The 14048-nt window shown below is 58.4% G+C and carries 14 protein-coding genes and 1 pseudogene; 12 read left to right on the top strand and 3 right to left on the bottom strand.

Annotation, left to right across the window (positions count from 1 at the left end; all coding sequences use genetic code 11):
- Positions 1-127 precede the first annotated feature (127 nt).
- On the top strand, positions 128-724 hold the full coding sequence (locus tag M5B99_RS05665) for a hypothetical protein (RefSeq protein ID WP_248803065.1): 597 nt from the start codon (positions 128-130) through the stop codon (positions 722-724).
- A 934-nt stretch (positions 725-1658) separates the two neighbouring features.
- On the opposite strand, the gene M5B99_RS05660 is transcribed toward M5B99_RS05665, so the two are convergent.
- Together M5B99_RS05660 and M5B99_RS05655 are read right to left on the bottom strand one after the other, a co-directional pair.
- On the bottom strand, positions 1659-2378 hold the full coding sequence (locus M5B99_RS05660; protein ID WP_248803064.1) for a hypothetical protein: 720 nt from the start codon (positions 2376-2378) through the stop codon (positions 1659-1661).
- 495 nt (positions 2379-2873) lie between these two features.
- Complete coding sequence (locus tag M5B99_RS05655; protein WP_248803188.1) at positions 2874-3314, bottom strand: hypothetical protein; 441 nt, start codon at positions 3312-3314, stop codon at positions 2874-2876.
- 543 nt (positions 3315-3857) lie between these two features.
- Here M5B99_RS05655 and M5B99_RS05650 point away from each other — a divergent pair.
- The 5 genes from M5B99_RS05650 to efeO (M5B99_RS05630) all read left to right on the top strand — a co-directional run bounded on the left by M5B99_RS05650 (position 3858) and on the right by efeO (M5B99_RS05630) (position 8669).
- Positions 3858-4124: a DUF2790 domain-containing protein gene (locus M5B99_RS05650; protein WP_248803063.1), complete on the top strand. Its 267-nt coding sequence runs from the start codon at positions 3858-3860 to the stop codon at positions 4122-4124.
- A gap of 320 nt (positions 4125-4444) precedes the next feature.
- Positions 4445-5287 (top strand): iron uptake transporter permease EfeU, encoded by an 843-nt coding sequence (gene efeU, locus M5B99_RS05645; RefSeq protein ID WP_248803062.1) that lies wholly within the window; start codon positions 4445-4447, stop codon positions 5285-5287.
- 8 nt (positions 5288-5295) lie between these two features.
- The gene (gene efeO, locus M5B99_RS05640; RefSeq protein WP_248803061.1) at positions 5296-6489 is read left to right on the top strand and encodes an iron uptake system protein EfeO; all 1194 of its coding nucleotides are present in this window, start codon (positions 5296-5298) and stop codon (positions 6487-6489) included.
- A gap of 19 nt (positions 6490-6508) precedes the next feature.
- Positions 6509-7819 carry an iron uptake transporter deferrochelatase/peroxidase subunit gene (efeB, locus tag M5B99_RS05635; RefSeq protein ID WP_248803060.1) on the top strand — a complete coding sequence of 437 codons (1311 nt, stop codon included), beginning with the start codon at positions 6509-6511 and terminating at the stop codon, positions 7817-7819.
- Positions 7820-7844: 25 nt separating this feature from the next.
- Positions 7845-8669, top strand: a complete 825-nt coding sequence (efeO, locus tag M5B99_RS05630) for an iron uptake system protein EfeO (protein WP_248803059.1) — start codon at positions 7845-7847, stop codon at positions 8667-8669.
- 167 nt (positions 8670-8836) lie between these two features.
- Here efeO (M5B99_RS05630) and pssA read toward each other — a convergent pair whose 3' ends face one another.
- Positions 8837-10180: a CDP-diacylglycerol--serine O-phosphatidyltransferase gene (pssA, locus tag M5B99_RS05625; RefSeq protein ID WP_248803058.1), complete on the bottom strand. Its 1344-nt coding sequence runs from the start codon at positions 10178-10180 to the stop codon at positions 8837-8839.
- A gap of 199 nt (positions 10181-10379) precedes the next feature.
- Between pssA and M5B99_RS05620 the strand changes: the two genes are divergently transcribed.
- The 6 genes and pseudogenes from M5B99_RS05620 to M5B99_RS30130 all read left to right on the top strand — a co-directional run.
- Entirely contained in the window at positions 10380-10943 is a 564-nt protein-coding gene (locus tag M5B99_RS05620; RefSeq protein ID WP_248803057.1) for a TetR/AcrR family transcriptional regulator, read from the top strand.
- A gap of 113 nt (positions 10944-11056) precedes the next feature.
- A complete protein-coding gene (locus M5B99_RS05615; RefSeq protein WP_248803056.1) occupies positions 11057-11536 on the top strand; it encodes a DUF1348 family protein in 480 nt (159 codons plus the stop codon).
- A gap of 229 nt (positions 11537-11765) precedes the next feature.
- Entirely contained in the window at positions 11766-12308 is a 543-nt protein-coding gene (locus M5B99_RS05610) for a tetratricopeptide repeat protein (protein ID WP_248803055.1), read from the top strand.
- A 54-nt stretch (positions 12309-12362) separates the two neighbouring features.
- Positions 12363-12860 (top strand): RNA polymerase sigma factor, encoded by a 498-nt coding sequence (locus tag M5B99_RS05605; RefSeq protein ID WP_248803180.1) that lies wholly within the window; start codon positions 12363-12365, stop codon positions 12858-12860.
- A complete protein-coding gene (locus M5B99_RS05600) occupies positions 12857-13645 on the top strand; it encodes an anti-sigma factor family protein (protein ID WP_248803054.1) in 789 nt (262 codons plus the stop codon). The genes M5B99_RS05605 and M5B99_RS05600 overlap by 4 nt, the downstream gene beginning before the upstream one ends.
- 255 nt (positions 13646-13900) lie before the next feature.
- Positions 13901-14045: pseudogene (locus M5B99_RS30130) on the top strand (nicotinamidase); the annotation flags it as partial.
- Between the last annotated feature and the right edge of the window lie 3 nt (positions 14046-14048).

The following is a 14048-nucleotide window of genomic DNA, read 5'->3' as shown; positions in this document are numbered from 1 at the left end:
GAAACGAGTGACCCTTTGTGGAAGAAAAATGCCAGGCGGATGAGTGCGCACGAGGCCAAAAAGGCCGCAGCGAGACTCATAGCTGGTTCACTCGACAATAAGGAGAAAGCCCTACAGGCATATCGGATTGGTCTTATTTTTAATGGTCGCTGGTTCTTATAGCGTTTGGCCGTTAAGGCTGCAGAAAAAAACGCAGCAGGGATTCTCGACTTTCAAGGACACCTATATGGATATTGAGCGATATCGCTACCAAGGGCGTTTGGGCATTGTTTTTCATGTCGGCCGTTTTATCGTTCAGCCTTCTGACCGTGCAAACTTGTACAGCTTACGTTTTTGCGAAGTGCGTACTGCCCACTACGAAGTGACCCGTTTGATCGTCCAGCTATATGACAAGATGCTGGCTCAAGAGCGTCCCTGTTTGATGATGATCGCCTTTTCGCAACCTTTAACCAGGGAGCAAGCGGACCGCCTGAATGAGCAACGTACTCTCGTCTCAATGCTTACATCAACAGCCTTTGGTGCTATGGCGGCGGCTTTGCCAGGTGGGGAGGTGGCGAAGCGCGTTGGTAGGTTTGTTCTTGGGGCTGGGGCAAGCAGGTTTGTAGGTGGGAAATTACCGACTTATCACGCTGGCGATATCATCCTAAGCCTTGTCGCTACCGTTGAAGGCGGGATTGGTCCGCAGCAATCATCCTCCTCAATGATCCTGAAGTCCGGGAAATAATATTTTGACAGCATATTTCATTGAGTTTCTGATATTTCTTTTTACATTCGGACTCATCGAGTTCCTGCTTTATATGTCACTGCGCTACAAGTTACGGCACAGGTACAGGGCCTGCTTCGGCCTCGTTCTATGTATCCTGGCATTCCGCATGCCTTGGTATCATCTGCTTTCGCCCTATCAGATCGATGCGGCGATCGCTATGCCTGCTTTGCTGCTGGGTGGCCTCTCATTTATAGCCACCTTTGACAAGGACTAGAACAACTCATCCAACTGTTCGAAAAATTCGCGCACAGGATGGTCAGGCTCGCCCAGCCCTTTGAAATCGGCGATGGGTACCGCTTGCAACTGACAGAGTGCATCGCGATATAGCTCTAACACCGCCCCCTGAATGCATCTGCAATGACATTTGCTCGCGCTACGGGTTCAAGGCGACACACAAATGAGTTTTACAGCGACCGTGCTACCAGTTGCATAACTAGACTCATAGCCTTATAGTTAAACCGTCGCTGCCAATTCAGCGGCCGGACTTGGCCGTCCGATCCCTAAGCGCACAAGCGCTCACCATCTGAAAGTAGGCGCTTTTTTTGCGCCTGCATATTTCTATGGCGACTGTGCGTGGGACACCTTCGGGTGTGCCGGAACTTAGGGACCGGTCGGCCAACCCGCGTACAGTTGCCACCCTCACATTCGCTTGGTCGCGAATGGTGGCTGCTGGACAGCGTGTCGTGCATGAGCACTCATCACTCGGATGGCATTGATCTGATGCGAATTTCCGGGGTGGCCGCGCTCTTGCTGCAGGATGGTTGTGATGTGTTGCGGGTCGTCGAACAACGCATAAGGACCTGATACCGCACGGGCCCGCTGTGGGAGCGTCGACTGATTGCTCCCACAGGGCGTTAATTCGGCCCAACTATCGTAGCAGCGACGACCTTCATCACTTAGAACTTATCTTAAAATCAAAAACAACCACACCGGTCGGAATTGGATAAATGATGTCTGGACCACCCAAACTCCTAACAGCCGTCAAATGAAGAAAAGAACCTTTTTCTCCGTGAAAGAAGGCCAATCCCTCATGCTCCCACTCATAAAAATAATCTGGATTCTCTGGCCTTGGCAAATAGCCCCCCAAATGAACATCAAACACCGCGCCATCCGTCAAATCGATTACTTTCACTTCTTCTTCAGAAATAACATAAAGATGACCATCAAGTACTTTTCCGGCCTGTACGTCGCGAATACGTCGAGACAGTTGCAATTGCTCACGAACGGGTGTGCCGGACCACAATGTGGCAATGGGAAATATATTCAATCTCTCAGGGCTATACTTTGATGTATAAACAACGCCGTGTGCGGCGTCAGCCGCAACCCAAGGCACCCCATTATCCTGATCCTCATCGCGCGGCAATAATGCATGTGTCCCGGTGTAAGCGAATGTCTCCGGATCGAATGTAGCAAGCATCGGATTCAAATAGTTTTCCCCTGCATATCGTTTATCCTCAAGGGGTGCTAATATCTCGCCATCAAGGATATCGATGCACCCCACATGGTTAATTCCATAATTGGTGAGATCTGCGGGAAAGAGAAACTTCTTGGAGAGTTCTTCGACATACTCAACGTTCCCCCTTAAAAAACCTGCTTGAGAGAGCACAGGCAAGGTGATACACCCAGAAAAAAAACACCCGGTTGGCTTCAGGGTCGTAGGCAAGCCCTTGAGTAAGTGTATAGGGGCCCAGCGGATTATCGGAAATATCAAATACAGTAGTGTCGACGCATGTCCAATTTATGTGAGGAGCCTGTGCAGCCGATCCTTTAACAGAATCGCTCTGTTCCTTTCTCATAAAAAAACTCCTTATCTGAACCTGGTGAGTTATTAATTCGACGACAAGAGGAATATAGAAGAGCCATACCCAGCTGAATACTGTCAGAAATGACAGGTAATTAGGTTTTTTGGGAGTAACCATTATTCCAAAACCGCATGCAAGCCTCACCGCCCTTGACTGAGTATTTTGCACATATTTCGGTCACCCCCCTTTACCAGGAACAGCATCATTCTTCTCGCAACGCCGTAGCCGAGCCGCAACTCAGCCCACCAACACCTGATAGCACCGGTTGCGGCATGAGGCCCGCTATGACCATCCCATTTAGGCGATCAAGAGGCAATTGGAGATGTAAGCGTTGATAGCTCAACCGAATACTCCTGAAAATTCAGATCATTATAGTTCAGTCGCCCAGCAAAAACCGAGTGAAAATAAACCCATTGGGTTGCTCTTGATTCAGGATCAAGCCTGATCTGTACTTTATCGCCAGGATTTAAACCTTTGAAATCATCTGCAGTCAACATGATATGCCCTCCACTCAGGTAAGAGGCGTGATTAACATAACGAACTTCCCGCATATGGTACATTTCGATTGGATCAGCATCCTTGCAGAAGAGTCTTTTACTCCATGACAGAGGGCCATCCTCCAAACCGAGCATTACCACTTCCTTTTCGTAAATTAAACCCATCCACGGCACCACCTGATTCATTTCGATCAGGAAGCGCTCACGCCTGCCCGCATATTCGACATAAGAGAAAGATATCTGTTTCATCAAAACTCAACCGTTCAGCCTATACAACACGGGGCTTTCACCAAACCCGGCAGTCTTTTCATTGTCCTTAAATCGAGACAAATAAAATATAAGGCGGGCACGCCCGACCGAATACTGTCAAAAATAACAGGTAGTTAGATTTTTTTGGAGTAACCGTTACTGCAAATTTTAATAACTGATTATAGTGCATAAGCGCATTGCAACTGTCGCAAGCACAACAAGGCTGCAGGATGGTTGTGATGTATTGCGCGTCGTTGTACAACGCATAAGAGCGCTGATAGCGCATGCACCCCGTGGGAGACATCGACCGATGTCTCCCACGGGGTGCATTGAACCGAGATCATTTCCAGAGTAATGGTTAACCTCAGGCGGTCAATTTCACTAGCAGGCTAATAAAAAATCCTACACTTAATTCAGGATTAATCCTGCATATTGAAAGTGGAATCGACCGCGCTCGCGCAGCTTTCCCCTGACGCCCTCCGCGGCATGTCCAACACCCCCATGGCGCTGGATAAAACCTCAAGCCTGCTTCGGAGAAATGCCATGAAACTACGTACCCTGCTGGCGATGGGAGCCCTGGCCCTCTCGACCTTTGCCGGCCTGGCACAGGCCGACAACACCGGCACCACTCAACCCGTGCCTTATCATTACGGCATGCCCCTGCACGTGGCCAAGGTCATCTCGATGACTGAGCAACCGAGCCAGGAATGCAAAGTCATCACGGCCGACATGAAGTTCATCGATACCGCCGGCAAGCCCGCGGAGATCAGCTACCTCAAGCTGTCGGATTCCTGCAATTTCAATAACTGATTCCAATAAGACCGAATCCTGAAAACACCGCAAAACCTGGAGCTGGCTTGTCGGGACGCCGTATCGCAGCGATGAGGGCCTTGAGCCTTGCGCTGTCCATACGGACGCCATCGCCAGCAAGCCGGCTCCCACAGTGACCGCGTAAACCCGCCTCTTGCGGATCGCCGATCCCCCGCGCGCAAACAGCACCGGACAGCCCCTTCCCAGCGTCCCGCCGCGCCTATTCAGCCACCATTCAGCAATTAGCAATCAAAACTGTTTAGTAATGAGTATCATTATGTTACAAATTACCATCTTCTCTAACAGTGGTGCGTTGCCGAATGCTGGTTCCCTTCCTGATCATGCTGCGCGAAGGCATTGAAGCCGCGCTTATCGTTGGCATTATCGCCAGTTACCTCAAGCAGACCGGCCGGGGTCAGTGGATGCCGGCGGTGTGGATCGGCGTGTTTCTCGCCGCCGCCCTTGCCCTGCTGGTCGGTGGTGGCCTGGAGCTGGTCAGTGCCGAGTTCCCGCAGAAACAGCAGGAACTCTTCGAAGGAGTGGTCGGACTGGTCGCCGTCAGCATCCTCAGTTCGATGGTGTTCTGGATGCGCAAGGTCGCCCGCTCCATCAAGCACGCCCTGCACGAATCCCTCGACCAGGCACTCGCCGGTTCCAAACATCAGGTCTGGGCGCTGATTGCCATGGTGTTTTTCGCCGTGGCCCGCGAAGGCCTGGAAACCGTGTTCTTCCTGCTGGCGGTGTTCCAGCAGAGTGACGGTCCGGGCGCACCCATCGGCGCCCTGCTCGGCCTGATCCTGGCGATTTTCATCGGTTTCGCCATCTACAGCGGCAGCATGCGCCTGAACCTGGGTCTGTTCTTCCGCTGGACCGGCCTGTTCATCCTGGTGGTCGCCGCCGGCATCCTCGCCAATTCGGTCCAGGCCCTGCATGAAGCCGGCCTGTGGAACCACCTGCAAACCGTGGTCTTCGATATCAGCGCCACGCTGCCGATGGACGGCCCGGCGGGCTCGGTCCTGGCCGGCATGTTCGGTTACCAGGATGCGCCGACGGTCAGCGTCCTCGGCGCCTACCTGCTGTACCTGGCGTTCACCCTGGTGCTGTTCTTCCTGCCGAGCGCGGCACCGGCACCCAAGCACACTTCTTCCGTTCCCAACCAGTAAGGTTACCCATGTCCAACCCTGCAACTGGCAAACCGCCCCAGGCCCTGCGCTGGGCGGTAGCCGGCTCGGTGATCGTGATGATCGCGGCCGGTGGACTGTTCTATTACGCCTCGCAACTGGCCGCGAGCAAACGCCAGGCCCATCACAACGAAATCACCGTGACCATCCAGGCCCACGGCTGCGAGCCAAATGCCCTGAGCGTGCCGGCCGGGCAGAACAGCTTCCGCATCCTCAACAGTTCGCAACGCGCGGTCGAGTGGGAGATCCTCGACGGCGTACTGGTGCTCGAGGAGCGCGAGAACATCGCCCCGGGCCTGAGCCAGGTGATCAATGCCAACCTGCAACCCGGCGACTACGCCATTACCTGCGGCCTGCTGAGCAATCCGCGCGGCACCCTGCACGTCACGCCTACGGCGGCTTCCGAGGCCGCGGCCAAGGCGCGTCCGTCAATGACCGCCTTTATCGGGCCGTTGTCGGAGTTCCGCGTCTACCTGAGCAGCCAGGGCAACGCACTGATCAAGGCCGTCGATGCACTGGAACAGGCGATTGCCGCCGGTGACCTGACCCAGGCCCAGGTGCTCTATGCCCCGGCCCGTGCCGCCTACCAGCGCCTGGCCCCGGCCGCCCAGCGGCTCGCCGAACTGGATAACGCGATCAATGCCCGCGCCGACTATTACGAAAAACGCGAGCAGGACCCCGGCTTCGGCGGCTTCCACCGCATCGAGTACGGCCTGTTCCAGCAACGCAGCGTCGACGGCCTGGTGCCGGTCGCCCAGCATCTGCAAGCCGATGTCGCCAACCTCAAGCAGCAACTGCTGGCCCAATCTCTGCCGCCGGAACAACTGGTCAGCATCGTCGTGCGCAGCCTGCGCAGCATGGCCGATACCCGCGCCAGCGGCGGCGAAGAAGAGCGCTACAGCCACGTCGACCTGGACGGCTTCGCCGCCAACCTGCAAGCCGCACAAAAGGTCATCGACCTGATGCGACCGCTGCTGGTCAAGTCGTCCGGCGAGCTACTGGTGAAGATCGACAGCGCCGCCACGGCCCTCGACGCCGAATTCAACGGCCTGCGCAACACCGACGGCTATGTCACCTACGACACCGTAAGTGCCGCGCAACGCCAGCAGATCAGCAACAAGGCCAAGGACCTGGCCGATGCACTCGATGGAATCGATCCCGCCCTCGGCCTTTCCGGCCTGTAACCAAGCAGACGATACGAACATGAGCGATTCAGAACACAACAACGCCGAATTCTCCGCCCAGCGCCGTCGCGTCCTGCTGGGCATGGGGGTGGCCGGCGCCGCCCTCGCCGGCAGCGCCCTGAGCTGCCCGGCCATGGCCGCCAGCCAGGCACAGGTCACCGAAGCCCCGAGCAGCGACAAGACCGAGGACCGCCACGACTTCCACGGCAAGCACCAGACCGGGATCGTCACCCCGCGTCCGGCCGCCGGCATGATCGTCTCCTTCGACGTCCTGGCCAGCGACAGCGAGGAACTCGAACGCCTGTTCCGCACCTTGAACAAGCGCATCGCGTTCCTTATGAGCGGCGGTCCGGTGAAACAGGTCGATGAAAAACTGCCGCCCCTGGATTCCGGGATTCTCGGCCCGGTGGTTACCCCGGACAACCTGACCATCACCGTCGCGGTGGGTGAGTCGCTGTTCGATGAGCGCTACGGCCTGGCCAGCGTCAAGCCCAAGCACCTGATCCGCATGGTCGGTTTCCCCAACGACGCACTGCAATCGGAACTGTGCCACGGCGACCTGAGCATCCAGTTCTGCTCCAACACTCCGGACACCAACATTCACGCCCTGCGCGATATCGTCAAGAACACTCCGGACCTGCTGCTGGTGCGCTGGAAACAGGAAGGCACGGTACCGGCCCAGGCACCGGTCAAGGCCGGTGAACCAGCCCAGAGCGCACGCAACTTCCTCGGTTTCCGTGACGGCTCGGCCAACCCCGACTCCAACGATGCCAGCGCCATGGACAAAATCGTCTGGGTCCAGCCCGGGACCAATGAACCGGCCTGGGCCGTGGCCGGCAGCTATCAGGCCGTGCGGATCATCCGCAACCTGGTGGAGCGTTGGGACCGCACGCCGCTGCAGGAACAGCAGAGCATCATCGGCCGGGTCAAGACCACCGGTGCGCCCATGGATGGCCAGACGGAGAACCAGGTCCCCGACTACAGCAAGGACCCGGAAGGCAAGCTGACCAAGCTCGATGCGCATATCCGCCTGGCCAATCCGCGCACCGCCGAAACCCAGCGCAACCTGATCCTGCGTCGCCCGTTCAACTACTCCAATGGCGTGAGCAAGAACGGCCAGTTGGAGATGGGCCTGCTGTTCATCTGCTACCAAGCGGATCTGGCGCAAGGCTTTATCGCCGTGCAGACCCGGCTCAACGGCGAGCCCCTGGAGGAGTACCTCAAGCCCATCGGCGGCGGTTATTTTTTCACCCTGCCCGGGGTCACCAGCGATCAGGACTTTATCGGTCGCTCACTGCTTTCAGCTGTAAAACAAAAAGCCATCGCTTGACCCTTAACTCACCAGGAAACGTCCCATGAAGAAGTCGCCTCTTGCTTTGTTGTTGGCCCTTGGCCTGTTCCACACACCGCTTTCGGCTTTCGCGGCCACCGCGCCGTTGGATCTGGTGGGGCCAGTGTCCGACTACAAGATCTATGTGACCGAAGAACTTGACGAGTTGGCCAGCAAGACCCAGCAGTTCACCGACGCGGTGAAGAAAGGCGACCTGGCCACCGCCAAGAAGCTCTATGCACCGACTCGCGTGCACTACGAGAAGATCGAGCCGATCGCCGAGCTGTTCAATGACCTGGACGGCGCCATCGACTCGCGCGTCAACGACCATGAAAAAGGCGTGACGGCCGAAGACTTCACCGGTTTCCATCGTATCGAATACACCCTGTTCTCGGAAAACACCACCGACGGCCTGGGCGCCCTGGCGGATGGCCTGAACAAGGACGTCAAGGACCTGCAGACCCGCGTCGCCGGCCTGACCTTCCCTCCTGAGAAAGTCGTCGGCGGTGCCGCTGCGCTGCTGGAAGAAGTGGCGGCCACCAAGATTTCCGGTGAAGAAGACCGTTACAGCCACACCGACCTGTATGACTTCCAGGGCAACATCGACGGCGCGAAGAAAATCGTCGACCTGTTCCGTCCGCAGATCGAGAAGCAGGACAAGGGGTTCGCCGCCAAGGTGGACAAGAACTTCGCCGCCGTGGACAAGATCCTGGCCAAGTACAAGACCAAGGATGGCGGTTTCGAAACCTATGACAAGGTCAAGGAAGCCGACCGCAAGGCCCTGGTGGGTCCGGTCACGACCCTGGCCGAAGACCTGTCGACCCTGCGTGGCAAGCTGGGCCTGAACTGAGGCCGGTATTCATCCCGGGGGATTGATATCGCCTGGGATGGCCCCTTCGCCAGCAGGCTGGCGCCTACAATGATTCGGTTGAATCCGCTTTCGCGAACGACTCAATACCGTAGGAGCAAGCTTGCTCGCGATGAACGATAACGCGCTACCCCTGCCGTCCTCCCACCTTACAACATCCGATACAACAACCGCTCGATCCGCACCCGACTGACACGCCGCAGGAACTTGCCCACCGCTTCCGGATAGTCCATCAGGGTCTCCAGGTCCTTGAAGCTGTCGATCCGCTGGGTGTTTTCCATGATCTGGGCCAACTCCTTCTCGCGCATCTCCAGCAACTCGCGACGCGGATCGTCAATCAACAGGGCATTCTCCAGATCCAGTCGGAACGCCCGTGGATTGAGGTTGTTCCCGGTCAGCAAGGTATAACGTTCGTCGACCCACATGCCCTTGAGGTGATAGGTGTTGTCGCCGTCACGCCACAGGTGCAGATTCAGTTGCCCGCTGTCGATCACCGCCTGATGCCGCTTGGCGAAACGCCGCAGGCTGATCTCGTAGAGATAGGGCAAGGCGGCGATCACCTTGAACGGCTGGCTTGGCGGGATATAGAAATCGTTGGCGGTCTTGTCGCCGACGATGATATCGATCTTCACCCCGCGCTCCAGGGCCCGGTTGATTTCCCGGGTCACCGCCAGCGGCAGGTTGAAATAGGGCGTGCAGATGGTCAGTTGCTGCTGGCTGGAGGCGATCAGTTCACAGACCAGGCGGTTCAACGGGTTGTTCTTGCCCAAGCCCATCACCGGACTGACCGACAGACCGAACGTCGGCTCGCTGCCGGCCGTGGTGTCATAGCCGACCTTCTTCAGGCGGCTGCGCAAATCGCCGATATCGCCGCGCAGGCTTCGGGTCGTCGGCAACTCGGGCACGTCGAGACGGCGTACCGCCCGGGAGCCCAGCAACTCGTTGCGTATCAGTCCCTGCATCGAGTCAGCCAGGGCGGTGTTGTGCAGCACGTGGTAACGGTCAAAACGGTATTTGTCGAACTTGTGCAGGTAGACGTTGTTCAGGCTGGCACCGCTGTAGATCACGCAGTCATCGATCACGAAACCCTTGAGGTGCAACACGCCGAACAGCTCGCGGGTTTGCACCGGCACCCCATAGATCGGCACTTCCGTGGCGTGGTCGCGGGTTTGCGCCTGGTACCAGGCACTGTTGCCTGGCTGCTTGCCGGCCCCGATCAGGCCGCGCTGGGCCCGCAGCCAGTCCACCACCACGACGATGTCCAACTCCGGACGGGCCGACTTGGCCGCATGCAGGGCGTCGAGGATTTCCTGGCCGGCTTCGTCTTCCTGCAGGTACAACGCCACCAGCGTGATGCGCTGCCGGGCAGCGGCAATCTTCTCCAGCAGACAACGCCGGAACTCGGCCGCCGAAGGCAGGATGGTCAAGGCCTCGGCGGCCAGGGGGAAGCTGCGCAGTTTGGGCAACAGGGAGCGTTTGAAGAGCGACGGCATAGGGCTCGCTAGGGTCGAATGCGAAGGATCGCTGAGTCTACACCATGCGCCGCTCTCGGACGCGCCTTCGAAGAGGGCTCTGCTGCCAACCTGGAGCCGTTCCAGCATGCACTCCCCGGCCATCCCCCCCTAGCGCCCATCAGGGTTTATTTCAAAAAGACGATTGACCGCAGAGAACGATCGTTCTACTCTCTTCCCCATGAACAACATCACTCCGAACCAGACTCGCGAAAACCTGCTGGATACCGCCGAGCAGTTGATCTATCAAAGTGGCATTCATGCCACCGGCATTGATCTGCTGGTGCGCACCTCCGGTGTGGCGCGCAAAAGTCTCTACAAGTACTTCGGTACCAAGGACGAACTGACCCTGGAAGCCTTGCGCCGCCGGGATATCCGCTGGATGCAGTGGTATCGCGGCGAAGTCGAGCAGGCCGCCAGCTCCGGTGAGCGTCTGCTCGCCCTGTTCAGCGTGCTGGGCGGCTGGTTCGCCAGCGAGGGCTTTCGCGGCTGCGCCTTTATCAATACCGCCGGTGAAACCGGCGATCCCCTGGACCCGGTACGGCTACTGGCCAGGGAACACAAACAGAAGCTGCTCGACTATGTGGTCGAGCTCTGTGAAGCACATGGCGTCGTCGATCCCCAGGCAACGGGTAAACAGTTGCTGATCCTGATCGATGGCGCCATTACCGTTGCACTTGTCATGGGCGACCCCGGTGCAGCCGATAATGCGCAATGCATGGCGCGAACGTTATTGGCGCTCTAAGTCGCGCGCCTAACCGCCGCTACGCTCCGGATGAGCGAGTGGCCGACGGGCCTGCGACCGCTTGACCCAAGCGCGACAACTTGTCTGAACCCTACTCAATTGGAGACATTGCCATGTCATCTGACGCTGACGTCCGCCCGCCGCTTCCCCCTTTCACCCGTGAGTCGGCGATCCAGAAGATCCGCCTGGCCGAAGACGGCTGGAACTCCCGCGACCCGGAGCGCGTGTCCCTGGCCTACACCCTGGACACTCAATGGCGTAACCGTGCCGAGTTCGCCCACAACCGCGAGGAAGCCAAGGCTTTCCTGAGCCGCAAATGGGCCAAGGAACTGGACTACCGACTGATCAAGGAACTCTGGGCCTTTACCGACAATCGCATCGCCGTGCGCTACGCCTATGAGTGGCATGACGACTCTGGCAACTGGTTCCGTTCCTACGGCAACGAAAACTGGGAATTCGACGAAAACGGCTTGATGGCTACCCGTTACGCCTGCATCAACGACATGCCGATCAAGGCTTCGGAGCGCAAGTACCACTGGCCCCTGGGCCGTCGTCCGGACGATCACCCGGGGCTGTCGGACCTGGGCCTGTAACCTCTCTCGATCATTCCCGCCCCCCGGGTGGGAACGATCGCTTTGAACAGAAATCGCCCGCCGGGCGATTTTTTTCTGCTGGAATGAATAAATCCGGAACATCGAGTGTTCAATCCATAACCACTGTAACCGCCGCCCTGCCACCTGGCAGCGCAAATAAATTTCAGCAGATGTGAATAAGACCCACTGCAACAGCGTCTACTAGCCAACAGATACCGGAGCATTACCGATGAGTATTCGTAAAGCCACATTCGCGGTTCCCTTCCTGGCTGCCAGTTGCCTGGCCGGGGCCCTGTTGAGCACGCCGGCACTGGCTTCGGGCGAGAAGCCGGAATCCATGCCACCTACCTGTCCCAAGGGTCAGGTGTGGAACAAGGCGAAAAAAGCCTGCATCCCGTATGTCAGCAGTCTGACACCGGATGAAGATCGCACCGACTACGCCTACCGCCTGGCCAAGAACGGCGATTACCAGGCCGCCCTGGACCTGCTCGACACCCTCAAGCAACCCAATACCGCCAAGGCCCTCAACTATCGCGGCTATGCCACCCGCAAATTGGGTCGCACCGACGAAGGCATTGGCTACTATCTGCAAGCCCTGGAACTGGACCCGAACTACGCTCAAGTCCGTGAATACCTCGGCGAAGCCTACGTGATCAAAGGCCGCATCGACCTCGCCCAGGTGCAGTTGCAGACCATCAAGTCGCTTTGCGGCAGCGGTTGCGAAGAATATGAAGACCTGGCCGACGCCATCGCGCACCGGATCCCCAGCTGATCACCGTTGAAGGCGGAGGTTGTCATCGCCAGCGACAAGGAAATACGCACCGAGATGGGACAGCACCTGCCACGCCTATGGCGTTACGCGCTGGTGCTGTCGCGCCAACGCCATGTCGCCGAGGACCTGGTGCAGTCCACCTGTGTCCGCGCCTTGGAGCGCGGCGACCAGTTCGTCTCAGGCACGCGCCTGGACCGCTGGCTGCTGAGCATCCTGCACTCGATCTGGCTCAATGAAGTGCGCTCCCAGCGGGTGCGCCGCGGCCAGGGCCAGGTCGATGCCGACCAAGCCCTGAGCTTCGATGGCGAGCAGGCGGTACAGACCCACGTACTGGCTTCCCAGGTGATCAAGCGCGTCGATGCCCTGCCCGACGCCCAGCGCGAAACGGTGTTTCTCGCCTATGTCGAAGGTCTGTCCTACAAAGAAGTGGCCCAGGTGCTCGAAGTGCCCATCGGTACGGTCATGAGCCGGTTGGCCGCCGCACGCGTAAAACTGGCGGAGCATCCGCCGTTGCGTGCGGTGCCCAGCGCAAACAGCGGAGAACGGCGATGACTGACCAGCTTTCGCACTACACCCCTACGGATGAACAGCTGGTGGCCTTTCTCGACGACGAAGTGGACGCCGAGGAGCGCAGCCGGATCGAAGCCGCCCTGGCTCGTGACGAAGCCGTTGCCGAGCGTCTCGAGTGGCTGATGCGCAGTGACCTGCCGTTCCAGGCCGCCTATGGCGAACTGCTCAAACAGGCGCCTCAGGCCCGTCTGGAGGCCATGCTGCACGCCCTGCCGACAGAAAAAATGGCCGCGGCGCCAATGAGCCGACGCAGCTTTCTCGCCGTGGCGGCCAGCTTCATGGTCGCGGGAATTGCCGCGGACCGACTGTTCCAGCGCTGGCAGACACCCGCGCCGTCCAGTGAAATCAGCTGGCGCGGGCTGGTGGCCGACTACATGGCGCTCTACACGGCGCAGACCCTCGAGAACCTGCCCAGCGGCGACGCCGATCATCGAGCGCAACTGCAAAGTGTTCAACAACACCTGGGCTTGGCCCTTGAGCCGGCACAGGTACAACTGCCGGTCGCGCAACTCAAGCGCGCGCAGATGCTGGAGTACGAACATATACCGATTGCCCAGATCAACTACCTGGATCCGCAACACGGGCCGCTGGCGTTGTGTATCACCCACTCGAAAACCGGGACCCGGGCCATGGCGCAGGAAGTACGCCATGGCATGAACGTGGTGTTCTGGTCCGGGCCGACCTATGCCTACATGTTGATCGGACACAATTCGGTGGCAGAGCTCAATGGCATGGCCGACCTGCTCAGGCAGCGTTTTGCCAGCTGACTGACGATGCAAGCTGTACCGACGCTATCGCCAGCAAGCCGGCGCCTACAGAACTCTGTGCTCGACAATATTTGGCGGCGAGCGCAAACCTGTGGGAGCCGGCTTGCAGGCGACGGCGGTGGCGAGACCACCCCCCATCCACCTGGCCAATGACTTACCCCTCTGACGGCAGGCCACCGACAGTCCGAGATGCTGCCTGGCGCAGCCGCAACGACTAGAATCCTCCAGGCCGCATCCCATTTCCAAGGAGGTCTTATGTCCCCGTTTCAACACCTGCCGCCGCTGAACGACCCGCGTTGCGCCCTGGTCGTGATCGGATATGCAGAATGACTTCATTCCCGGCGGCCAGTTGGCGGTCCAGGGCGGTGACGAGATCGTACCGCTGATCAACCGCTTGGGAGCC

Origin of the sequence: Pseudomonas sp. MWU13-2100 (assembly GCF_023242365.1) — a bacterium.
Lineage (GTDB): Bacteria > Pseudomonadota > Gammaproteobacteria > Pseudomonadales > Pseudomonadaceae > Aquipseudomonas.
The sequence above is the reverse complement of the archived record's forward strand: the minus strand, read 5'-3'. Positions and strand labels throughout refer to the sequence as shown.